Source organism: Bacillus sp. BC05(2025), from assembly GCF_056725905.1.
The window spans coordinates 553,540-578,002 of the sequence record NZ_JBWYRA010000001.1; the positions used below are offsets into that span (position 1 = coordinate 553,540).

17 protein-coding genes and 4 pseudogenes are annotated in these 24,463 nt (G+C 34.6%); 9 read left to right on the plus strand and 12 right to left on the minus strand.

Annotation, left to right across the window (positions count from 1 at the left end; all coding sequences use genetic code 11):
- Positions 1-356 precede the first annotated feature (356 nt).
- Both ACZ76X_RS02970 and ACZ76X_RS02975 read left to right on the plus strand, forming a co-directional pair.
- Positions 357-1,214 (plus strand): MBL fold metallo-hydrolase, encoded by an 858-nt coding sequence (locus ACZ76X_RS02970; RefSeq protein WP_479849485.1) that lies wholly within the window; start codon positions 357-359, stop codon positions 1,212-1,214.
- A 261-nt stretch (positions 1,215-1,475) separates the two neighbouring features.
- A complete protein-coding gene (locus ACZ76X_RS02975) occupies positions 1,476-1,952 on the plus strand; it encodes a YndM family protein (protein ID WP_479849486.1) in 477 nt (158 codons plus the stop codon).
- A 35-nt stretch (positions 1,953-1,987) separates the two neighbouring features.
- Here the strand turns inward: ACZ76X_RS02975 and ACZ76X_RS02980 are convergent, their stop codons facing one another.
- Positions 1,988-2,503: a DUF3231 family protein gene (locus ACZ76X_RS02980; protein ID WP_479849487.1), complete on the minus strand. Its 516-nt coding sequence runs from the start codon at positions 2,501-2,503 to the stop codon at positions 1,988-1,990.
- Positions 2,504-2,797: 294 nt separating this feature from the next.
- Complete coding sequence (gene sasP / locus ACZ76X_RS02985; protein ID WP_046959866.1) at positions 2,798-3,010, minus strand: small acid-soluble spore protein, SasP family; 213 nt, start codon at positions 3,008-3,010, stop codon at positions 2,798-2,800.
- A 229-nt stretch (positions 3,011-3,239) separates the two neighbouring features.
- Between sasP and ACZ76X_RS02990 the strand changes: the two genes are divergently transcribed.
- Positions 3,240-4,373, plus strand: a complete 1,134-nt coding sequence (locus tag ACZ76X_RS02990; RefSeq protein ID WP_061659383.1) for a zinc-dependent alcohol dehydrogenase — start codon at positions 3,240-3,242, stop codon at positions 4,371-4,373.
- 234 nt (positions 4,374-4,607) lie between these two features.
- Complete coding sequence (locus ACZ76X_RS02995; RefSeq protein WP_048527794.1) at positions 4,608-5,462, plus strand: manganese catalase family protein; 855 nt, start codon at positions 4,608-4,610, stop codon at positions 5,460-5,462.
- A gap of 65 nt (positions 5,463-5,527) precedes the next feature.
- On the opposite strand, the gene ACZ76X_RS03000 is transcribed toward ACZ76X_RS02995, so the two are convergent.
- The 4 genes and pseudogenes from ACZ76X_RS03000 to ACZ76X_RS03015 all read right to left on the minus strand — a co-directional run bounded on the left by ACZ76X_RS03000 (position 5,528) and on the right by ACZ76X_RS03015 (position 8,555).
- Entirely contained in the window at positions 5,528-5,869 is a 342-nt protein-coding gene (locus ACZ76X_RS03000) for a YolD-like family protein (protein ID WP_479849488.1), read from the minus strand.
- Positions 5,866-7,068: pseudogene (locus ACZ76X_RS03005) on the minus strand (Y-family DNA polymerase); the annotation flags it as partial. The pseudogene ACZ76X_RS03005 and the gene ACZ76X_RS03000, both read right to left, overlap by 4 nt.
- 84 nt (positions 7,069-7,152) lie before the next feature.
- Positions 7,153-8,271: an IS200/IS605 family element RNA-guided endonuclease TnpB gene (gene tnpB, locus ACZ76X_RS03010; RefSeq protein WP_479849489.1), complete on the minus strand. Its 1,119-nt coding sequence runs from the start codon at positions 8,269-8,271 to the stop codon at positions 7,153-7,155.
- A 113-nt stretch (positions 8,272-8,384) separates the two neighbouring features.
- Positions 8,385-8,555, minus strand: coding sequence for a hypothetical protein (locus tag ACZ76X_RS03015; RefSeq protein ID WP_479849880.1), 171 nt, complete (start codon positions 8,553-8,555; stop codon positions 8,385-8,387).
- Positions 8,556-9,070: 515 nt separating this feature from the next.
- Here ACZ76X_RS03015 and ACZ76X_RS03020 point away from each other — a divergent pair.
- Positions 9,071-9,688 (plus strand): chloramphenicol phosphotransferase CPT family protein, encoded by a 618-nt coding sequence (locus tag ACZ76X_RS03020; protein WP_479849859.1) that lies wholly within the window; start codon positions 9,071-9,073, stop codon positions 9,686-9,688.
- A 492-nt stretch (positions 9,689-10,180) separates the two neighbouring features.
- Positions 10,181-10,600 carry a DUF1259 domain-containing protein gene (locus ACZ76X_RS03025; RefSeq protein WP_479849490.1) on the plus strand — a complete coding sequence of 140 codons (420 nt, stop codon included), beginning with the start codon at positions 10,181-10,183 and terminating at the stop codon, positions 10,598-10,600.
- Here the strand turns inward: ACZ76X_RS03025 and ACZ76X_RS03030 are convergent.
- A pseudogene (locus ACZ76X_RS03030) lies at positions 10,586-10,821 on the minus strand (response regulator); the annotation flags it as partial. The gene ACZ76X_RS03025 and the pseudogene ACZ76X_RS03030 overlap by 15 nt on opposite strands.
- A 73-nt stretch (positions 10,822-10,894) precedes the next feature.
- Between ACZ76X_RS03030 and ACZ76X_RS03035 the strand changes: the two are divergent.
- The gene (locus ACZ76X_RS03035; protein ID WP_479849491.1) at positions 10,895-11,527 is read left to right on the plus strand and encodes an FAD-dependent oxidoreductase; all 633 of its coding nucleotides are present in this window, start codon (positions 10,895-10,897) and stop codon (positions 11,525-11,527) included.
- Between the two features lie 382 nt (positions 11,528-11,909).
- Here ACZ76X_RS03035 and ACZ76X_RS03040 read toward each other — a convergent pair whose 3' ends face one another.
- Both ACZ76X_RS03040 and ACZ76X_RS03045 read right to left on the minus strand, forming a co-directional pair.
- Positions 11,910-13,238 carry an MATE family efflux transporter gene (locus tag ACZ76X_RS03040; protein ID WP_479849860.1) on the minus strand — a complete coding sequence of 443 codons (1,329 nt, stop codon included), beginning with the start codon at positions 13,236-13,238 and terminating at the stop codon, positions 11,910-11,912.
- Positions 13,239-14,951: 1,713 nt separating this feature from the next.
- Entirely contained in the window at positions 14,952-16,538 is a 1,587-nt protein-coding gene (locus ACZ76X_RS03045; protein WP_479849492.1) for an APC family permease, read from the minus strand.
- 489 nt (positions 16,539-17,027) lie between these two features.
- Between ACZ76X_RS03045 and ACZ76X_RS03050 the strand changes: the two are divergent.
- Together ACZ76X_RS03050 and ACZ76X_RS03055 are read left to right on the plus strand one after the other, a co-directional pair.
- Positions 17,028-17,977 (plus strand): annotated as a pseudogene (locus ACZ76X_RS03050) (CPBP family intramembrane glutamic endopeptidase).
- A 170-nt stretch (positions 17,978-18,147) separates the two neighbouring features.
- A pseudogene (locus tag ACZ76X_RS03055) lies at positions 18,148-18,267 on the plus strand (IS200/IS605 family element RNA-guided endonuclease TnpB); the annotation flags it as partial.
- A gap of 192 nt (positions 18,268-18,459) precedes the next feature.
- Here ACZ76X_RS03055 and ACZ76X_RS03060 read toward each other — a convergent pair.
- The 3 genes from ACZ76X_RS03060 to ACZ76X_RS03070 all read right to left on the minus strand — a co-directional run bounded on the left by ACZ76X_RS03060 (position 18,460) and on the right by ACZ76X_RS03070 (position 24,450).
- Entirely contained in the window at positions 18,460-19,827 is a 1,368-nt protein-coding gene (locus ACZ76X_RS03060) for a lytic polysaccharide monooxygenase (protein ID WP_479849493.1), read from the minus strand.
- Between the two features lie 910 nt (positions 19,828-20,737).
- Entirely contained in the window at positions 20,738-22,327 is a 1,590-nt protein-coding gene (locus ACZ76X_RS03065) for a bifunctional metallophosphatase/5'-nucleotidase (protein WP_479849494.1), read from the minus strand.
- A 482-nt stretch (positions 22,328-22,809) separates the two neighbouring features.
- Positions 22,810-24,450 carry a catalase gene (locus ACZ76X_RS03070; protein ID WP_479849495.1) on the minus strand — a complete coding sequence of 547 codons (1,641 nt, stop codon included), beginning with the start codon at positions 24,448-24,450 and terminating at the stop codon, positions 22,810-22,812.
- Positions 24,451-24,463: the final 13 nt, after the last annotated feature.

Consider the following 24,463-nt stretch of genomic DNA (forward strand, 5'->3'; position numbering starts at 1 on the left):
AATTATTTTTATTTCTCCCCCTCTCATTCCCTTCAATTCCATCTCCAAACTTACACATTTTTTGATTACGAAAAACCTCTGTACAATAAATCGTCTTATTTAATGGCGTTCTATTAGCTACTGTTGTGTAGTTCTTAATAAGAATATATTTTAATATTAAGATTAATATTTTATTAACCCATCACCCTCCTCAAAAAATTGTAGCAACTATTATATAAATTCATATGTCTCCACCTTAATTCTAGGACTTAATTTTTTTGTAATCCCCCACTAATTCTTTTTCAAATGTCTCAAAATGGATTCGAGAAATTGGGGAACTATAATGTCGTATTGAAACATATTAAGGAGGATAACAAGTGGACAAGGAAATGAATTATGGAAGTGATTACAAGTTTATTCCAGCAACTTCAATTGAAAGTGGTCATGGCCTCGAAGTATTGCCTGATTTATTTTGCTACACGATTCAAATCGTCAACATATGTTTTGTTGGAAATCCGCATACCGATGATTTTGTTTTAGTTGATGCCGGAATGCCTAAATGTGCAAATGAAATTATCTCTGTTACTGAGAAGCGATTTGGTACAAATAGTCGTCCAAAAGCAATTATTTTAACTCATGGGCATTTTGATCATGTTGGAGGAATAATTGAACTCATTAAGTATTGGGATGTTCCAGTCTATGCCCATGAAATGGAGATACCGTTCTTGACTGGACAACAAAGCTATCCTGAACCAGATCCAACAGTTGAAGGTGGTATAGTAGCGAAAATGTCTCCCCTGTTTCCTAATGAACCGATTGATTTAGGAAGTAGCGTAAAAGCACTACCTGCCGATGGAACTGTTCCTCATATGCCAGAGTTTAGATGGATTCATACACCAGGGCATACTCCTGGGCATATTTCATTATTCCGAGAAAAAGACCGAACTTTAATTACTGGGGATGCTTTTGTTACAGTGAAACAGGAATATCTATATAAAGTATTTACTCAGGAACTGGAAATAAGCGGCCCCCCTCGTTATTTAACAACAGACTGGAAAGCCGCTAAAGAATCAGTCATTAAATTAGAAGAACTAAAGCCTTTGGTCGCTATTACGGGACATGGGATACCAATGTCAGGTGAATTGCTATCAACAAGCCTCAAAACACTCGTTCAAGAATTTGATAAAATCGCTGTACCCGATTACGGAAAATATGTAGACAAAAAGATACATTAAGCATGAAAATACTTTTTATTCTTATAGTTAAGAAATAAAAAAACACTGGTACTGAGGCAATATCACTACTATAAAAATGGAACTACACCTTGTGAATAAAACTCGATATTCCGAAAATACTATCTGTAGTATAAACCTGCTTCTTACCCAGGTTGTACTTCTTACCATTAAAGGTTGATTAAAATGGGTTACGCTATATAGCATAACCCGTTTTTCATGAAATCTTTTATTCCATATACGTTTAAACAATGGAGGAAAATGATGAAACATATTGTTGCTTTATTAATTAAATACACAGCGGTAACTGCAGTATTACTTATCGTACTTGGTATCTTTCAAGGCATTTCCATTCCTAGAGTATTACTCATTTCTCTTTTCTTAACAGGAGCTGCCTATTTAATTGGCGATCTCTTCATTTTGCCTAAATACGGAAATATGATTGCTACAATAGCAGATTTCGGCTTAACCTTCTTCGGAATTTGGCTTTTAACATCCTTATTTACTAATTTAGATGCTACTCGTAATATTGGACTTTCTTCATTTATGGCCACATTAATTATTGGCGGAATAGAGGTTTTCTTCCACATTTATATGAAGAGACTGGTACTGCGTAACGATGATGAATTAAGAAAGCACAACCATATTCATCATGAAAAATATGCTATGGAAATGTCAGATGAATATATGGATTCTTCTACAATAAATAAATCCAAGCTTGAGGATACATCTAAAAAATAAAAAAGTGGCCAATGCCACTTTTTTATTTTTGTTTATTAAGCTTGATCAGAGTTTCTTACATGTAACGGAGGTGGAACTACCCACCCTTTTTTCTTACTTAAACGCAGCAACGTTACACCTGCTTGTGCTTTTTTCATATGAAATTGTCCAAATAGCATCCCTACATCTTCTCGAAGACATTTTCCCATTACTTGACTACATGTCACAAGTCCAGCTGCTAGTCCTGTAGAAACAGCTGCTGCTATTTCAGCATCGTTAATACGTGCTCCTGGGGGAATGTCTTCGATAGATGCAACTGGTCGTTCTGGAGGAGCTGGCGGTAAAGCTACGCCATTAACCTTTAAAAGAGTTTTTAACTCTTCTACTTCCGAGTTCATATCATTTTCAATTAAGCTTTCTAAAAACTTCTTCAAATCTTCGTCACCTGTGTGATTCATAAATACTTGATGGCTTGCGATTGCACCTTGTGCAGCTAAAAGATAACTCCAGATATCAAATACTTCTCCGTAATGTAACGGTTCATTTTGAGGATTTCCACTTAAAATACCCATTTTTAAATTCCTCCCTTTCGAAAATATCATAATAAATATTGCTTTCAATATTGAAAGCAAATTTTTAAGTATGTTTTTTCCTGCAAAAAATTTTCTACTATGCATGGAAAACACCTTTCCAACACTGCGTGTTTATTGTTTAGGAAAGTAGTTTACAAATAAAATACTCAAAGATTATGAAAGAAGATTATCAATAATCTTTGAGTGAGAATCCATTTACTATAAGGGTTTTTATTTTTATACATATACAAAAGAAATTGATTTACATACCTGCTATATTTTATACCAGTTTACTTAGCGGTTAGCTCTACCACCAAGTTGTTGTTCAGCCATTGCTACTAAACGTTTTGTAATTTCACCACCAACAGATCCGTTTGAACGAGCTGTTGTATCTGCACCAAGTTGCACACCAAACTCTTGTGCAATTTCATATTTCATTTGATCAAGAGCCTGTTCAGCGCCTCGAACTAACAATTCATTACGACTTCCACTATTATTGTTTGTCATATCGTTTCACCTCCAATGCTTTTAATATGCTACGAATCATGAAATAATAGTTATCCTTTTTATGGGAATTAGATTTTGAATAAATATCGAGTTTCTTCTTAAAATAGGGAAAAAGATATAAGGAAGAAGAGTTGCCATAACGTACTTTCATAACAACATTATGTATCGATTTCTATTTTGCCAAGAGATACATATAAATTATGAAAAATGATTCCTAAGGAGATATGTGATGAAAGCTGTAACCTATCAAGGACCAAACCAAGTACAAGTTACACAGGTGGATGATGCAAAGTTAGAGAAAAAAGATGATATTATTGTAAAAATTACTTCAACTGCTATTTGCGGTTCTGATTTACATTTATATCAAGGCAACATGCCTTTACCGCAAGGGTATATTATTGGTCATGAGCCAATGGGCATTGTTGAAGAAGTTGGTCCAGATGTTACGAAAGTAAAAAAAGGAGATCGTGTTGTTATTCCCTTTAACGTTGCTTGTGGGCATTGTTTTTATTGCCAACATGAAATGGAAAGTCAATGTGATAACTCCAATCCTCATTATGATTCTGGTGGATACTTTGGTTATACAGAGAAATTTGGTAACCATCCAGGCGGACAAGCAGAATATTTAAAAGTTCCTTTTGGAAATTTCACTCCATTTGTTATACCAGAATCATGCGAACTTGAAGATGAATCTCTACTGTTTTTATCCGATGTTTTGCCAACAGCCTATTGGAGTGTAATAAACGCAGGTGTTAAGCCAGGTGATACTGTTATCGTCCTAGGTTGTGGACCTGTTGGATTAATGACCCAAAAATTCGCCTGGATGCAAGGTGCTAAGCGCGTAATCGCAGTCGATTACTTAGATTACCGAATGAATTATGCAAAAAAGATTAACAATGTTGAGGTATTTGAGTTTACAAAATTTCCTGATATGGGAGAACATTTAAAGGAAATCACACATGGCGGTGCCGATGTAGTCATTGATTGTGTCGGCATGGATGGAAAAAAATCACCACTAGAGTTTCTAGAACAAAAATTGAAATTACAAGGGGGAACTCTCGGTCCTATTCAAATTGCTACGAAAGCTGTAAGAAAATACGGAACGGTTCAAATGACTGGTGTTTATGGTGGCAATTATAATGCATTCCCACTCGGAGCATTTTGGGTTAGAAATATTAACTTAAAAATGGGACAAGCACCTGTTATTCATTTTATGCCGGAACTATTTGAAAAAATAATAAACAAAGAATTCGATCCAAAAGAGATTATTACACACAAAATCCCTCTTGAAGAAGCGAGCTACGGTTATCAAATTTTTAATAATCGTGAAGATGATTGTATAAAAGTCATTTTGAAACCTTGAAGATACAATTTATTATTCTTCATGAAAAGATAAGATTACACTCCGTAATCTTATCTTTTTTATTACACGCTAAGTAGCTAGCCCCCACTTTTATCTCACATCGAAAATAGTTATTTCCAAAAGGCTTTGTATTTTAAGGTAACTGTTTATTGGTAAAAAAATGAATTTAAGTATTAAGCAACCAACTAGCGGACACGATAACAATGTTAACTAACTTAAAAAGAGGTGTACTTCATGTTTTATTATAAAGAAGAAATAATTAATATGATTAAGCCAGATAAACCAGATCCAGCTGCTGCAAAAGTTTTACAAGAAATATTAGGCGGTCATTATGGTGAAATGCGTACAATGATGCAATATTTCTTCCAAAGCTCAAATTTTAGAGGTAAAGAGAAGCAATATCGTGATTTACTTCGAGGTGTTTTTTTAGAGGAAATAAGCCACGTAGAACTTGTACAACATACAATTAATCAGCTATTAACTGGATCTGGTGAACCTACGCCAGGAAATGCTGGTATTGACAAAGCACCGCTTGATGAAGCGGTTAAACATGCAAATCCTCACCACTTTATTGTAGGTGCTCAAAGTTCACTGCCTGTTGATGCAGCTGGAAATCCGTGGAATGGATCTTGGGTATATAGTCACGGAAACTTAATTAGCGATTTACTAGATAATGTCGTACTTGAATCTACAGGCGTACTTCAAAAGACTAGAATTTATGAAATGAGTTCTAATCAAACATTTAGAGAAACTCTTGCATTTTTAATTGTACGTGATAATGCACATCAAAATGCTTTTGCAAAAGCTTTAGAGACATTAGGAGTTGAATGGGGAAAACTCTTCCCTGTGCCGAACTATGATATTAATAAATATCCAGAGTGTAGAAAATATGTAGACATGGGATTCCATAATGCACAATTTAATTTCAGCTTAGATCCAACAAGAATGGGAGAAATATTCCAAGGTGAATCTCCAAGTAGAAACAAAGGAACATTAACAGTAACGGAACCGCCAAAAGGTTTTCCTGTACCAGAACTTCCTGAAATGCCAAATGAGCATAGTCCCGGATTAAAAGATATGGATCTTTAAGATCATTATGGCCAACTATTTATTCATGGTTGGCCATAAACCTTTATATGGATGCCAGTTACACTTTAGTCCACTTCCATTACATCACCGAACTTAAACATTCTTTGATTACGAAAAGCATCAGTACAAGTAATCGTCTTATTTAATGGATTTATATCAGCTACTGTTATGTAATTTTTATATAGATAGCCATTTTTATAATATGTAAGTAAAACCTCTTCTTCACCTAAATATGAAATTAACAGCTTATTTTCAATCCTTTCTTTTGCATCTTGCGTTAAAATTGGACGCGGGATTTTTGTTTGCTCCTGTATCATGTCTTTAATACAGACGAACTGCTCTGGCATACTAGCAAACGGTTGCCACTTTACCATTCCTCTTCCTTTTGGCATATTAGCATTCTTCACGATTTGTGTCCTCCTAATAATGTGTTTCTATATCTTGCTGTTGCGACGCTTGTGTAAGAAATCCCACGTAAAATACTGTTCTTACCAAATCGTGTTCGAATTTCGTCCATAACCTTCGTTAATCTCATTTCTTTTTCTCTTTGTATGATGTTATCGAAAAGCGAAATTTGCTCTTCTCCTTCATTTATTAGATTTGTTAAGGAAAGGCTTACCGATCGAATCGGTTCTCCTGTATGCCTCTCGTATAAAAAATAGGTACAAACGTTGTAAATGTCCATCGTTAAATTTGTTGCTCTATTTAACGTATGTGCTTTTTTTATTCCTCCTCCGTATTCCTTACTATATCCAACTGAAAAATGAATCGTTTGTGCGTATTTCTTTTCTCTTCTCAATCTGTAACAAACTTCTTCTGTATGCTCTAATAAAATAACGGTGAACTCTTCTATTGAATAATCACGAAATAATATTTGGCTTTTTGCTATAGATGTTGTCGCTGGAACATATTTCTCTGCTATTCTGCTGAAATCAATCCCGTTACTATGCAAGTGTAATTCTTCCCCTATTACACCAAATGATTGCTTTAAATACTTCAATGGGTATTGCGCTAAATCCCCAATCGTATGTATACCTTTTCGATTTAATTTCATTTCCGTTTTATACGATATACCCCAAAATTTACTGAGTGGTCTAATACTCCATAACTTCTCGGGTATATCGTCATACGTCCACTGCGCTATTCCATCTTTATTCTTTTTTGCTTCTACATCCATCGCTACTTTACTTAATAGTAAATTCGGCCCAATACCAATCGTACTTTCGATCCGTGTACGTTCATATATTTCTCGCTTGAACTTTAACGCAAACTCGCACGGATTACTCGCAAACAAATGAATACTTGCGGTCATGTCCATAAAAAACTCATCGATACTATATTGATGAAAATCTTCCGGCGCAACATACTGTAAAGCTAAACCTGTTATGTAAGTTGAACATTTCATATACGTATGCATAATCGGATTCACAATAATAATATCTGGCCGCTTCGGTATTTCGTACAACCTAGCCATTTTCTTAATTCCTAACGCTTTTAATGGCGGTGTTGCTGCTAATACAATTGATCCACTCCGGTTTACATCTCCTACAACAGCCAATTTCGTATATCATGGATCAAGTCCTTTTTTAATACATGATACACTTGCTTGAACTACTCACCACTTAACGTCCTTACGGACTGTTTGAAGTGGGAGATTCCTAAGTACAGAAGCCTAGTGGCTTCTAATTCATTAGGCTATCCCCGTAGTTCCTACGGTTAGAAGCCTTAAAGCTTCATTTTTAAGATTGATACTTGCGTTAATATCTCTGTCGTGATGACTATTGCACTCAGGACAATCCCATTCACGAAGATTTAGATTCTTAACGTCTTTATTTTGATACCCACAACAAGAACATACTTGGCTTGAAGCAAATGTTTTGGATACCGGAATGACTTGTTTTCCATACCATTTTGCCTTGTATTCTAGCAACGTTCTAAATTGTGACCAAGATACTTCACTAATCGCTTTTGCTAACTTATGATTTTTTAACATATTCGATACTTGCAAATCTTCTATACCGATAACATCGTGGTTTTTGATGATTTCAGTTGAGATTTTGTCCAAGTAATCTTTTCTAGCATTAGCTATGTACTCATGAATTCTAGCTACCCTTACTCGTTGTTTATTCCAGCGAGAAGATCCTTTCATTCTTCTAGAAAGAACACGCTGTGCTTTTGCCAACTTCTCTTCCAATGAGCGAAAAAATTTAGGGTTTTTATAGGTTGTTCCATCTGACAAAATGGCGAAATCTTTTAATCCTACATCCATTCCAATATAAGAATGTGTTTTCGGAAGTTCTTGCACTTCTGTTTCAACTAACAATGACACAAAGTATCTGCCAGAAGGGTTCCGTCTAACCGTAGCATTTAAAATACGTCCCTTTACTTCGCGACTTTTGGCAAATCGAACAAGACCTAGTTTCGGCAATTTCATTTTGTTTCCCACAACAGCAATGTTTTCATTTGTTTGTTTTGTGGTATAAGATTGTACGTTGTTCTTTTTAGATTTGAAACGTGGGGCACTGTTTTGTTTTTTAAAAAAGCGTGTATAAGCATCCGCAAGGTTGCGAACAGACGATTGAATAGCAATACTATCCACTTCTTTTAGCCAAACAAACTCTTTCTTCATGGCAGGAATTTTGGCAGAGCATGTACCATATGTCAAACCTTTTCCTGTTTCTTTATATGCATTATCCCATAGAGATAGGAAGTGATTGAATACAAAACGAGAACAACCAATCGTTTTATTGATTAGGATCGCTTGTGCTTTATTTGGATAGATACGAAATTTATACGCTTTATTGATCATCCTTCGTTTCACCTCCATTTCGATATATATCTATTATAAACCGAACGTATATTCGATTGATAGTGAAGTGATTATGAAAAATTGTCCGGTAACACTTTACATATGTCGAACAATTAAGATGTCTTCCTGTCATCTCTTGTTCGAAGCCAATTCATCTCCCACCTACTCGCTGGGCTACGTCCTTCACGCTCCTTGAGGAAGAGGTCTTCTTGGCTAAATTGATAAAAGCTACGAAGATCTACACAAAGAATAATACGATTCGGTAAAAGAGAATAATCATACAAGGTTATCACCCCTAACAACAGAACGTTTGTTCTCATTATACACGAACCTACGTTCTTTTTGAAGGTGTTTTCATGAAAATTTTGGTTAAAATAACCGTACATGAACATTTTCCAAGAAAAAATTAAAGAATTCATCTCTATATTTTTTCTTGAAAAATGTAAATAGATACAAGAAGAAACAACTAGATTCTTCGTGAATAGATACGGTATTTTAGAACCCGTTCTTTAGTATTCAAACGAAATCCTGTATTAAATTCATAGTAGTAATATACTTATATAAGAAAGACTCATTGTACAGAGATAATAAAATTGTTCGATTTACAATAAAGTCGTTTAAAACATAATAAAGTTGTTTTAAACGACTTTATTATGTTATTCAACAATTGGGCCAGATTGTGAAATGAGAAAGGACTCTTGAGGATCATTCTTGAAGTTGTAAGTTATTCTTTTAAAGGGAAAATCGGAGTTACGATTACAAGGTAGAATCATGAAAGGGGTATTCCTGTATGTTACCAATGGATAAACCTGGACAAATTATTATTATGAACGGTACTCCTAGATCTGGGAAATCTAGCATCGCCACTATAATCCAGAGCACGTTTAAAGGTGTGTGGATGAACTTAGGAGTAGATGGGTTCATGCAAATGACCCCAGAATGCTATCACCCAGGTATTGGGTTACGTCCTGGTGGCGAGCGACCCGATATTGAGCCCTTGGTTATACTTATGTATAAAGCCATGTATGAGTCTATTGCTGCACACAGTCGTTTAGGGATAAACATCGTAGTTGATGTTGGTCACCATGACAATTATTCCGTCCCACGGAGAATTTTGCCCGAATGTGCACGGATACTAAAGGGACTGCCAGTTATGTTTGTGGGGGTACATTGTCCAATTGAAATTATTATGCAACGACGGATAGAGACATGGAAAGTTGGTTACTCAGAAGATGGTTCAATCCCATTACCAGTAAAACTATGGCAAGAGTCCGTCCATGAGCTCGGTATTTATGACTTAGAAATCGATACTTCAGTACTAACCCCTGAAGATTGTGCTAATTTAATTCGCTTGAGGCTCGAAAATGGTCCAACTCCGACAGCATTTCAATTAATTGAACACATGGGAACTGGCTAATGCTTTGTTATGGCACGGATTACAGTATAAACCGCGTTTTTTCTATGAATCAGGTGATTATTTCACTCTGATATTGTAGATCAATCTTCCATTAGAGGAGCTATTGTTGAAGAAACCTTAGATTTTCAAACTACTTTATTGTTTATATTTTTGAGTACAGTGAAGTATCTTATATCGAAAATTAAACAACTATATTTTAATCCCGTCCTAAATTTAGAACGGGATTATGCTTGTTTTAGGCTTTAAAATTTAATAGTTTTATTGTCTTTTTACACTCATTTCGAAAAAGATTACTATTTAGCAGTGCCTGTTTATAGAAAATAAAATATTATTAGTTATTTCCTCAACGTTGTTTTCTAGTTTTATCATTTAAATTTAGACACATATTTATCTAACCTACATAAACTAGAAGTGTATCATTGCATAATTTATCTGTATCTCCTCAATCGAAGCTCTAATAACATAATTTTGTACAAGAAAGGAATTGAATTTATGCAAAATTTTAATTTCCTTTGTGAACAATTTGCTACAATACTTAAAGGGAAAGGTAAAAGAAATCAAGGTGGTTGTTCAGTGTCTTTTCACCGCGATTTTAGGGTGCTTGTTCAAGGAAAAGCGAGTACTTCTGTAGTGCCCGTCGGAGTAAGTTTTGAGTCGTTGGATCCAAATGGTAATGCATTAAATTTAGGCGAAATTGCTGTTCTACAAGAAGAAATTCCTGCATTTATGAAATCAATTGTACAACAAGGAATTATTGTAAGTGCTTTACATAATCACTGGCTGTACATGAATCCCTTAATTATGTATATTCATATCCAGTCGGTAGAGCCTCCATTACATTTTGCACAAAAGTTAGCCCATTCTTTTTTGTCCTTAAGTAGCTATCCTATCGCGAATAATGAGGGGCAATGATTGGGATTTAGTACAGATTTGACGCTTCACCTCATAACCATCCATTTTTGGCATCATGATGTCAAAAACTAATAAATCAATTGACTGCGATTGATTTATTCCAAACGCCTCTTCTCCATTAGTTGCTTTTAAAATCTGGTATTCTTCTTTTTTTAATGGATTTCAATTAATTCAGCAATCTCCAAGTCATCATCAGCTATTAAAATTGTAATCATCCTCATTTTATTCTACCTCTTCCTTCACTTCAATAAGTGGAAATAATAGAACTTTAAAACTTTGGATAGAGGATTTATATTGAAGAATAACGATAATTACAGTGGGAAATTACCACATAATGCTGAATCTTACTGGACGAGCAGTATTCATTTACCTGAATACCCTTCCTTAGAAAATGACATGCAGGTCGATGTTATTATTGTAGGAGGAGGAATTACTGGCATTACTTCTGCCTATCTTTTAGTAAATGAAGGTCTAAAAGTCGCTGTTATAGAGGCAGACAAATTATTAAATGGAACGACTGGACATACGACAGCTAAAATTACTGCTCAACATGATATGATTTATGACGAGCTTATCAGATATACCGGAAGAACTACCGCAAGATTGTATTACGAAGCAAACATCGATGCTTTAAAATTCATTCAAACCACAATTAATAAACATCAAATTGATTGCGATTTCACTCAACAAGATGCTTATCTGTATGCCACAACAGAAGAATATGCATATAAGTTAGAAAAAGAAGTAGAAGCTTATAAAGAGCTTCATATTGAAGGTAAGCTTCATATTGTAGATACAACTTGTACCCATATTGGATGTGAGGTTGAATGGAACAATGGAGAACGCTCTTGGGATTGTCCGTGCCACGGTTCGCGATTCTCATATACAGGAGGAGTACTTGAAGGACCTGCTGAGAAACCATTATAAAAATACGATTATAAAATGATAGATACCCTTACTTCAGAAGACTCTGGTTACTAATTAAATTTATGTAAGCCAAAACAGCTATATAGTATGTAGCTGTTTTGGCTGTTTTGGCTGTTTTGGCTGTTTTAACTCCTTATTGTCCGTAATCTCAAATCGAAATATAATCTGTTCTATTCCTATCAATTTAAGGAATATATTCTTCCCTAACATGAAAAATTGAGTTGAACTTCTAAAGATAACTATGAAAGGGTGAAATTGAATTTACAATTAAAACCAATATACTCCCGTTTAAGGATAACTCGGTTTTATTCGTTTGATGATGTTATAGTCATACTCCTAAAACTGACAACTTATAGGAGAATATCATTTTTCACCTTCTATTCTAACTAACAAGTCGTGAAATTCGTTTCTTCTTCCATGAAAGTTGATAATATCCATATTGCAAAAGTAAACTTACAATAAATGCTGCTGGATACCCAATCCATATTCCTTTTATACCAAGATTTGTATGATAAGAAAGGTAATAAGCAACAGGGACTTCTACAAGCCATATTGATATGACACCGATAATAGTGGGCCATAATACAGTTCCACTTGCTCGCATTGTCGCACCAATAATTTGAGCATGACCGAAAATTAAGTAACTCCAAAGTGTAATCATCACCAAACTATGCGCAATTTCAACTGTATTCGTGTTCGTTAAGAATAACGATAAGATTTCTCTTGAAAACAAGTAAATAAAAGCGATTAATATACCACCAATTATATAATTCATAATAATTCCAGCACGAATAACTTCCTGTAATCGATTAAATTGTTTCCCACCAATAGATTGCGCAGCGAAAATAGATACCGTAATTCCAAGGCTAACCGCAGGCATCTGAACATAACTTGCAACCTGGTTTACAACCCCATATGCAGCAGTCGCATCAGAACCGAAACGATTCACAAATGCGATTACCGCAATCTCAGATAACGAAACAAGAATCATATTAATACTCGCTGGAATTCCAAGGCGTAATAATAGTTTTAATAAATCCCAATCCATACGAAGATATTTCCGTACGGTCTCATCTAATTGCAGTGGATGATTCTTCTTCTTTAAATACATAAGCATAACAATAAATGTTACAACGGTCGAGATAACAGAAGCATAGGCAGCTCCATACACACCAAGTTTGGGTATTCCTAGCCAACCAAAAATTAGAATAGGTAATAGAATTATATTTAAGACTGTACTAACAATTAAGAAATAAAACGGTGTCTTAGAATCTCCTGTCCCTCTTATAAACGTTGTATAGGAGAAATATAGAAATAAAACTGGCATAGAAATAAATAAAATACGCGCATAATGTACACTCATATCAATTATATTCTCTGGCGTACCCATAAAACGCATAATGTTCAGAGCAAATATATTTCCCGCTATTGCCAAAATAACTCCTATTATAAAGGTAAATGTCAACGTCGTACCAACAATGGCTTTTAAACGATCTTCATTACGGGCTCCAAATGCCTGACCAATTAAAATCGAACTGCCTGATCCAATCCCAATTACAAACGAAACAAGTAAAAAGAATAATGGAAAAAATGCTGAAATGGCAGCTAATTCATTCACACCAAGCCATCGTCCAACTACCACCATACCAAATAATTGTCCAACTGATTGTAATATGTTACTTAAGAGCAAGGGAACTAGAAACATAGACATTGATTTCCATGTTGCTCTCTCTTCCTTTTCTTGATTTTTTAATTTTTTACTTTTTTGAATACTATCTATCGATGATTTCACATTTGATTTCCCCTTTTATTTGGAGGAATTATGTTATTCTGAGAATAATACGTTAAAAATAAAAAAAGAAATTTTTAAATTAACGTTATTATCTTATCCATAGATTTCCCCCTACGTAATAATGATTTTTGAGAATTTGTTTATCTATTCATTCTTTCTACCATTTATCTCTTTCCCCCAAAAAATTTTGATATAAACGAAATGAAGCTTTCCCCTTATAAAAACCTATTCTGATATTTCTTCTAAGCAGTAGTAAACAGCTTCTTTACCCCTTCAAGTTAACTCTTCAACATCTACAACAGTTAAATTAATTTGCGTTGCACCATTTATTTTAATAAGATTATTTACATTATTAAATGTAATAAACAATTAGGAAGCGAAATTGGTATAAAACATGTCTTTTGTTATGTTTTTAACATCGTGAATACTTAATAATTAATATTAGACCCTTGTTGCTTTGTTTGTTAGAGCAATTAACATAGATTACTGTTTTCAGTTATGTTGTATATTTTTTAAGACTTGTCCAAAATATAACTAACCTGTTTTAGAACAAATTGGTTACCGAGTAGTTAGCTTTTGCTAACTACTTTTTATTATTAAATATGTTCTCATCAAAATGATGAATTCCTAACTATTAGCTTAGTTCTTTCTATCCAGAAGAATAGTTTATACTTTTACTTAAAATTCCTTGAAAACCATTTGAGCATAGATTGTTCCCATTAAAAAAGGAGAGATTATAATCCCTCCTTCTAATCCATACACTATATAATTAGCGAGTGAATCGACCGCCAAGTAGTATATCGAAATCTTGTGCGATTTTATATTTCATTTGATCGATTACACTTTCAGCATCACGAACTAATAATTTGTTACGGCTTCTACTATTATTGTTTGCTATTATTACGTATACTCGTTAAATTCCATGTCCATACTATTTAGCAACGGTAGTCCATGCCATTCGGATTGACCTCCAGCACATGATAAATTTATAACCGTTCCTATAATTAGGAACGGTTATATGTCATTTAACTGTCCTTTTTAGTTAAATTAACTGTTTTTGTATAAGTATTACTATATAGTGTCTTCTGTTCAAGATACATTTTCACTTAAATCATTTAATTTACCTTCACCATTTAATACATACTTTTCACGTAATAGTTTTTAGTATACATTCATACCATTAACCCATAATTTTCATTTCAATTTCCGTTAAAGCACTTGAAGCGCTAATAAACTTTTGTTCAAAAGTTGTCTAGATTTTTTTGGGATTTATTCACTCTGTCTTCCAACAGAGCTACATCGCTTATCCCATGCAATATAGAATTCCATGCATTTTCTCTATGAATAAAACGTAACACTCCGTTAGCAATGCAAATACAGTTTTTGTTTTCCCTTCTTACTCGAAGGCTTAGCAATTAACTTTTATTAGCTACTCTTTTATGTTTCATACAAATACGCCCCACATTTTCTCGATACTATATAAGACTTTAAAAAGTCAGCTTTGAATATTTGCCCAACTCTAGTTCCCTTGGTCGAGAGTTGAGCAGTTAGCCTTTGCTAGCTGCTCCTGTTACTTAAAGAAATCATTTAACTATACTTTCTAAATAAATACAAATGATTTATGTATATTATTCAACTAATTCTACCATTAATCTTCTGTGCTACCTTTAGATCGTTTGTTTTAAATCCGCTATTTATAGCCCATCTATAAAATAGAAATGAAACAATTGAAATAAGTACCATATCCCATCCATAAGTTATAATATTTAACCCACCAAATTTTTCACTTCCAATGTACGATATACAAATCATAAATAATAAATACCCCACAATCCATAATCCCGCTAAAAAATTCTTCTTAAATCCAACCCATTTTGTTTTTAATTGATAATAAAAATATATAGGTAAGCCCATAAGTATAATAAACATTACTTCTCCTGTTAATGGCCATCTTGCCCAATATAATGTTAATGATGCAAAAATGAACCCTAAAGGCGCAATAATGTTTAATCCTTTTATATAGAAAGGACGATTAAAATTAGGTGCAGTTTTTCTCAGAGTCATTACTGTTATAGGTCCAGTAACATATGAAATTAATGTAGCTACTGAAATAACTTCAGCTAAAACACCCCATCCTTTAAATAAAAATAAAAAAACAAAACAAATCACTAAATTAAACATCATGGCAAATCTAGGCACACCATATATAGGATGTAATTTCCCAAAAACTTTAGGGAAATATCCATTCTTCTCCATTCCGTACAGCATGCGTGATGTGGTTGCCATATAAGTAGTACCTGTACCAGAAGGGGATACAAAAGCATCTAAATATAATACAATAACTAACCAATTAATATTTAGTGCTATTGCTAAATCAGCAAATGGTGAATTGAAATTTAAATTCGACCATCCGTTAATTATTATATTGGGATTTACAGCGCCGATAAAAGCAATTTGTAATAATACATATATTATAGTTGAAATTAAAATGGATCCTACAACTGCCCGAGGAATGGATTTCCCTGGGTTCTTTGCTTCACCAGCCATATTAATTGGACTTTGAAAACCATTGAATGCAAAAATAACACCAGATGTTGCCATAGCAGTTAATACATTTGACCAATTAGATACATGAAAGTCCTGATGACTAGTAAAGTTTTCTCCATGAAATCCAACAAATAGCAATGCACCAATTGTAAGGCCAGGAATTAGAATTTTAAATATAGTAATTAACGAGTTCACTTTCGCAAATAGACTAACAGTCCAATAATTTAAAAAGAAATATATGATAATAAGTAAAGAAGCAGCTGCAAGGCCTTTTGAAGTCAACATCCCATTGTCTACTAAATCCTTTGCCCAACTCGCCCACTCCCAAGGCCAGGAACTCATATATTGTATTGAGGCTATAGCTTCAACTGGAATCACTGAGACGATGGCTATCCAATTAGCCCATGCAGCAATAAATCCTACGAAATCTCCATGTGAGTATTGGGTATATTTTACCATTCCGCCAGCCTCCGGAATCATGGCTCCTAATTCGCTATATGGTAAGGCAATAAATAATATTACAATCATTCCTAAGAGCCAAGAAAAGATAGCGGCCCCCCCTGATATTTTAGCAGCCTTCCATGCACCAAATAACCAGCCAGACCCTAAAATCGAGCCAATCCCAGTCATTGTGAGTGCAAAGGTTCCTAGCTTACGTTTCATATTTTTCATTTTTCACACGCCCCTTGTTTACAAAATAAATAGAATCCTCTTATTTATTAATCCTTTATTCATGTATACTAGCCCCCTTTTTATTTAAAGTAAGAATACAAATTTTATAGACTCATTCACCATAAAATTTGCTGTAATTTGAAACCATAAAATTCATCTCCAATCAACTCTTTATAGTGTATGTATACCCTTTATAATTCTCTCTAAACCTGAAGTTTTCAACTATATTTGTTACGGAAAAACATCATAATCTAGTATGCCTCTATAATATGAATAATTTAGTTCTAATAGACGAAAGTTCATCTTGTCTATGCTCTTAATTTGATAGAAGGTACTCCCCCCAGATGCACTCAAGTTAGATAAGGAACTGAAGGAAACTATTATAGAAATTTCTACATTTCTTTCGGAACATATCGCTCCCTTCTTACAAAAAAACCAACTCTATTACATTAAAAAGGTTCTTTATGAAAATATGTAGAATTAGCACATATGCGGTATTTTATAAATGAAGAGGTGATTGTGTTGAAGTATTTAACAAAATCAAAAAACTCATCAACAGGTCTGAGAGGGTATTTGGAATCCTATCCGTTAACTTCATTTTTTGTAATGGCATATTTATTCTCGTGGATTGTATTAATTCCATTTATCTTATCTCAATGGGGTATTTTCCCTAAAATAAAGGTATTTGATATTTTCTTTTTCGCCAATGCATTTGTAGGTCCTATGTTAGCAGCATATATCATGTTTCGAACTCTGGAAGGCAAGGAATCATGGAAAAATTTAGAAAAAGCATCTTATCTACTAAAGTCGGTTTGAAGTGGTATGTGTTTACTCTCATCGTTATCCCCGCTGCAATGTTTCTAGGTATGGTGATATTAAATGGAGCGATACCTACTTTCCTTGACTTTAATTATGAGTTTTTTATAACCTATCTCATCTCTTTTGTAGCAATTTTCTTTCTCGGTGGACCTTTACCTGAGGAAATCGGATGGCGAGGTTTTGCCCTGCCTCGACTACAATTGAAGTTTGGACCGTTAAAAGCTACATTACTACTTAGTGTTTTGTGGACCTTTTGGCATCTTCCACATTTCTTAACGGCTGCACAAAGGGGTGGCCCGGGTTCTGATCTTTCTCTCCTATATATTCATTTACCAATTTTTATTTTACTGTGTTTACCGATTTCAATCATTCTCACTTGGGTTTATAACTGCAATCACGGTAACTTATTTATTGTCATGCTAATTCATGCGAGTATAAATACGTTTAGCTTGGCACAAATTCATTCCACCAACCCTGTTTTAAAGAATACGGATATATTTGTAGTGATAGGATTGGGATTTGTTGCTTTGTTTATTCTTATTTTCACACGAGGCAACCTGGGATATAAACAAACTTTTAATGAAGTAGAGTTCAATAACAATAAAAATATAAGTAAATAGAAAAGAAAACCATAGAATAATAAGTTAATGACAATAGGATACCACCACATCTCTATCAAGTTAAGAATCATATTCTTTCCCAAAACAAAAAACGTCATTCTCTATTCAAAATGAAATATAATTGCTTGCAAAGAAATCCCCCCCCACATTTGTAATCATATAGCTTGGATAATCTACGTAAATGGGACAGCCCTTCTTGACGTGCACATCATGATAAGGATATTAACGCAAGTATCAATCTAAAAAATGAAGCGATAAGGCTTCTAGCCGCCAGGACTACGGGGCTGTAAAGAGTTCAATAGTATAGCAATGTAGATAGGAAATGATTTATGCTATATTTTACCTAGTAACATTAGAACATATAATAGATAAAAAAAGACGACGCTGAATACGTCGTCTTTTTGATAAAGAGTAAAGTGATTTCTCAAGTTTTTCTTATTACATCAAAGCCAATTATCTCTTAATTTATATTTAAGTAATGTTTACACCGTTTTCCATAATGATAAAGCATAAATCCAGTTTGGATCCCCATGCCCTTGATGATTCTGGACTGCTTCATACACTTTTCCTTCGTGTAGAACTCTATCTCCCTTTTTATATGCTTTCTTTGCATCCCATGCTTCATATGGAGCGTTTTCAGTTTTTGTAGTAATTGTGAATATATCACTCTGTACAGATTCATTTCCAGCTACATCAACAGCTTTCACTACATATTTATAAGTAGTATTAGCAGCTAAATTTTTATCCATATAAGAAGTCGTTGTAGATGTTGCAATCTTTTTCATTGATCCTTCTATTTCTCTATAAATATCATAATGGTCTACACCAATATTATCGTCAGATGGACTCCACATTAAATCTACACTTGACGCTGTTGTTCCCATACTATGCAATCCTTTTGGTTGTGTTGGTGCTTCTGTATCAGGAGCCTCAACAGTCGTCTTCACTGTAAGCGCTTCACTTTCTTTTGATACATTTCCAGCTGCATCAATCGCTTTCACAGTATAAGTGTATTCCATACTTGGTTGTAATTGTTTATTAATAAAATGAGTGCCTGGTACGGTATCAATCATCTCTCCATTACGGAAGACTTGATATCCTTTTACCCCTACATTATCCGTAGAAGCGTTCCATTTTAGTTCAATACTATTCGCTGTTACTTTTTGAGCTTGAAGACCATTTGGAATACTTGGTGCCTCTATGTCTGGTTTCACATCATTAATCAAATTCACATCAATAACATTATAGAAAGCATTCACAGTATCCGCTACATCCCATACAGCTAAAATCACATGGTATCCACTACGATCAGTAGGTACATTGATTTTGTGCGCTACATTATTTGAGGCCGCAGAGCCATCATGTTGTACAGTACCAATTGGCTCAAAGTCTGCTCTTGTTAACGCTTTATTTGGATCCCATCCTTTTTTTGTAATGTAATAATGCCACTTACTTGTTAAGTGTGGCGCTGTAAACTTCCAAGTAAACGTATTTTCTCCGCCAGTAATTGTATTTTTAAACCAACGATCTACCGTTTGTTGATCTAAAATGCCACCAAATTTGCCGCCTGCAGAAGCAATTTGTCCATCAACTGGGCCGGCTTGCGGAAATCCTTTTGGAGCTTCTAAACTTTGTGGTTCGTACATAATGCTTCCGCAGTTTACATTTAGTGCGCCGTAAGTTGGGCTACATAAAGCGGAACGGCTACCAGGTTTTTCAACAAAACCGTGCGCGTATGCATTTTGAGGAATAAGTGTCGTGCCAATAATTCCAGCTGCTAATGCAACCGCTCCAAGACTTTTTTTGTTCATTTTTAAGTTTTTTAGGTGTTTAATCATTCGGTTATTCATGTTCATGTCCCCTTCTTGTTATGCTTTGTAGTGTAATGTGGGCTTTGATGTAAAAGTATAACAAGAGAGTAAATCGTTTCGGGTATGCGTAAGTTACGCAGGAACTATAGTGAAGATGTATCCTACCCTTTATGTGAAACATTTCACTTGACTGATATATCATGACATAGAAACTACCTATATATGTGCAGAAGTTGTGCAGAAATATTTAACTTTTTATTAACACATAACAATCAACATTAAGATCGAAAATTAAAAAGTAAGATTTATTTAATGAATGGTTTAAGTGTATTGGGAGACTTTTATCGAGATAAATCTTCGGCAAATAATGACAACCCTTGTTTTTTATGCATATTCATAAAAAGCACATCACCCTTTCTCATTAATTAAGAAAATGGTAACGTGCTTTTAATATCCAGAATAGTCCAAACCCTTAAGTTGATGGATGTGTCCGGACTCCATTGCTATCAAACAAAACAATGATAATTACGTCTGCTAGAATAACCCTTCCTTGATGGTTAATCCCCATTCCTACAACAAAATGACTCTTTAAATGGTAGGCCTAATATTTTATTATATTGATCCTAATCATCCCATAATTTCTTCAGTTTTTCAGTTTTCCATACTATAGTAAATTTCTTATCCCTGAAGATTTCTTCTTAGAACCATCCCTCTCATTTTAGATAAGTATTAGGAAACTGTTAATTGTGGAATGTTTAAAATTCCGATCATTTAGGTTACATTTAAGGGTTCTTTTCTGCTTACTTCATTTTTTTCGGCATTCTGCATCTAGACGGTATACCCATTGTCCACAGTAAGACTTTATTTCAAACCCATAAAAAATAGATTACCTGCACACGAAAAAGTTTAGCGCACAAGTAATCTATTTGTTTTTGAGATTAATAAAAACCTAATTTATTTTTTGAATTCTTCCATCAATAATAGACTGAATGGGTTCTTTTGATTTTTTTATATAATCTACTAATGCTTCAAAATCAGTTGGTCCTGTTTCAGCATCTTTCCCGTTTTTAAAGGATACAAATCCATCTCCACCTGAAGCTAGAAAGGCGTTCGCAACGACGCTGTAAGTTTGAGAAGGAATCATTTCTTCTCCATTTGTTAGGCGAATACTTGTGACTTTTTCTCCATTAGGCTTGTTCGCATCCCAAGTGTATTGGATCCCTGAAATTTGAAGCATTCTTGTTATGTCTTTTTGCCATTGTTGATTTAAAATATCACGAATGTCCTGGCCTGTTAAATTTACTTTTATTAATTGATTTCCGAATGGTTGAATACCATAGATCTCGCCCCATGTAATATCACCAGCATCTAAGTCATTACGAATACCACCAGGATTCATAAGTGCAATTTGAGATTGCATTGTTGTACGTTGGGCATCAGCAACTAAATTTCCAAGAGTAGATTCACCCGCCGTATTTAGTTTGCGATCTAGTGGAGCAATAGACTTACCTACAACTTCATTAACAAGAGGTGCGATTTTTGCTTGATATTTCTCCATCTTCTTCTTTATTTTTTTATCAGGCTCCATGCCTTCATGGTAAGTTGTAACAATTTCTGCTTTTTTCTCAACAATATCTCGTGTCTTACGATCAATCTTTACATCAACATCAGCAAAAGCCATACCATAAGAATTTGCTTGTACGACAAGTTTATTATTAACAGTCCCATTTACATAAGTGTGGCTATGCCCACCAAAAATAACATCGACTTCTGGATCAGTCTCATTTGCTAATCGGACAATATCACCATTTGTTACGCCGTTCCCATCTGTTGTACCTCCGTTATGTGCAAGAACAACGATAGATTTAACGCCTAGCTTTTGTAATTGCTTTACGGATTTGTTAATAGCTTCAACTTCATCTGTAATTTCTACATTCTTTAGCATAGTAGGCATAACAAGATTAGGAACATCCGTTGTTACGACTCCGATAAATCCAACTGGAACTCCTTGCACCTTTTTTATAGTGAATGGTGGTAAAAATAAACGACCGGTGGATTTATTATAGAAATTTGCAGCAACATATGGGAATTTTGCTCCTTTAAAACTCCCTGTTTTCTCATGGTATCCACCATAAATAAGGCGGTTCATTTCCGCAACACCTTCATCAAATTCATGATTTCCTATCGTTCCAACATCGAATTTCAAATCATTTAGAAATTCAATCGTAGGTTCGTCTTGTAATAATGCTGAAACAGGAGTACTTGCTCCAACAACATCGCCAGCATGTACCTTTAATGTATTCGGATTTTGTTTTTCACGATCACGTAAATAAGCCCCTAAGTACTCAATTCCCCCTGCATCTTTATTGTTAATTTTTTTTACAGTGTCTAGTTGCCCATGAAAATCGTTAATACCGAGCATTTGCACATCTATGTAGCGGTTTGGTTCTGTACTCGCTTGTACTGAAGGCGCAGCAAATACACTAGTAAAAGTAACTGTACTTATTGCTAAAGCAACTGGAATGATTTTTTTCAACATAAAATTTCTCTCCCCTAATTAAAATCTGACATAATACGATGTTATTTTAATATATTAAGAGAATTATTTCTATAAAAATTCAACTAATTATAAAAATTAATAAGATTTTATTGTTTTCTGACAAAAAAACTTTATTTTGAGGGTTATTTAAAGTGTTATTTGTATATTAATATAACAATATACAAATGCATATATAAGACCTAAAAAAAGCTAATCCATACAGGTTAGCTGTTAAGAAGAATATTCAATTCGAAACTAATGGAGGTTTATCAACCTAACATCTCAATATCACTATTTAAAAAGATGCTCCTGGATTTACCCAAAAGCATCTTTTATAAAGCTTTATTTTTACTTGTTTATCAACTATCTTATGATATTTAGTACCTCTCATATTTTTAAACATAACTACTTAGTAATCGTATGAAAGGCTGCCTAACCATTTTACGGCACCTCTAAATATATCCTATTGTGCTTACGTCTAATTAATAAGGATCTGATTCATGGCTTTTCTTCACCGCATCTTTTGTTGCTTCGTTTGCAGCTAATGAACCTTGTCCATATTTTGACTTACTTACTTCACGGCCTGGAAGTTTGTTTTCCGTTTTAGCTTCTTTCATTTTCTTTTCAATACCTTCTTTTACACGACGGCCATAATCTTCATCAGCTTGTGTGAAGTGTTCAATCATTGCATTCTGAATTCTTTTGTCACATACTGCAAGTGCTTCAGATAGATTTTTAACCAACTCATCTCGTTCCCACTCCTCAAAACTACGATACGTGTGACCTGCTTGACCATAATTATTAGGACGATCGATTGGTGCACTCATAGCAGCTGCATTGTAAGTAGGTTGGTGTGGATGGTGCTTTTCTTGTTTTGCATCTTTATAACCACCCAGCATAGATGGTTCATAGTTAATATGCGGATTTTCTCCAGACTCTTTCGGATTACGCATATCCATTTGACCACGATGTTGATTTGTACGAACAGGCGCTTTAGGCGCATTTACAGGTAATTGCAAATAGTTTGCACCAACGCGATAGCGTTGCGTATCTGAATAAGAGAAAGTACGACCTTGTAACATTTTATCATCTGAGAAGTCCATGCCATCAACAAGTACTCCTGTACCAAAAGCGGCTTGTTCAATCTCTGAATGGTAATCAACTGGATTACGATCAAGAACCATACGTCCTACCGGTAACCATGGGAACTGCTCTTCTGGCCAAAGCTTCGTATCATCAAGAGGATCAAAATCAAGTTCTGGATGATAATCATCCTCCATAATTTGTACAAATAGCTCCCACTCTGGATAATCTTTGCGCTCAATTGCTTCATATAAATCTTGTGTTGCATGACTAACATTCATTGCTTGAATACTGTTTGCATCTTCTTGTGTTAAATTTCGAATTCCCTGCTTCGGCTCCCAGTGATATTTCACCAATACAGCTTCGCCTTTTTCATTTACCCATTTATAAGTGTTTACACCAGATCCTTGCATATGGCGATATGTTGCTGGAATACCCCATGGAGAAAATAAAAATGTAATCATATGTGTTGCCTCTGGAGTACGAGAAACAAAGTCAAACATCCGCTGTGGATTCGGCACATTTGAAACTGGATCAACCTTAAATGCGTGAATCATATCTGGGAACTTCATCGCATCACGAATAAAGAAAATCTTCAAATTATTCCCTACTAAATCCCAGTTGCCATCTTCCGTATACATTTTCACTGCAAAACCTCGTGGATCCCTTGCTGTTTCTGGTGAGTCCTTGGCTCCAGCTACTGTAGAAAAACGAACCATTAACGGTGTTTTTTTGCCAGCCCCTGAAAATACTTTCGCACGAGTATATTTTTCTACCGGCTCATCTCCAACTTTTCCATAGGTTTCAAAATACCCAAATGCTCCAGCTCCTCGTGCATGTACTACACGTTCCGGAACCTCTTCTCGATCAAAATGAGAAATTTTTTCGATGAAATGATAATTTTCAAGTGTTGCTGGACCACGATTTCCAATTGTTCGGATGTTTTGATTATCCTTCACAGGGTGCCCCTGTCGTGTTGTTAATGTCTCACGATTCACGTCTTGTTCATCTAGAGAATTCATATCTTGGTTTTCTGCCATAATTGAAAACCTC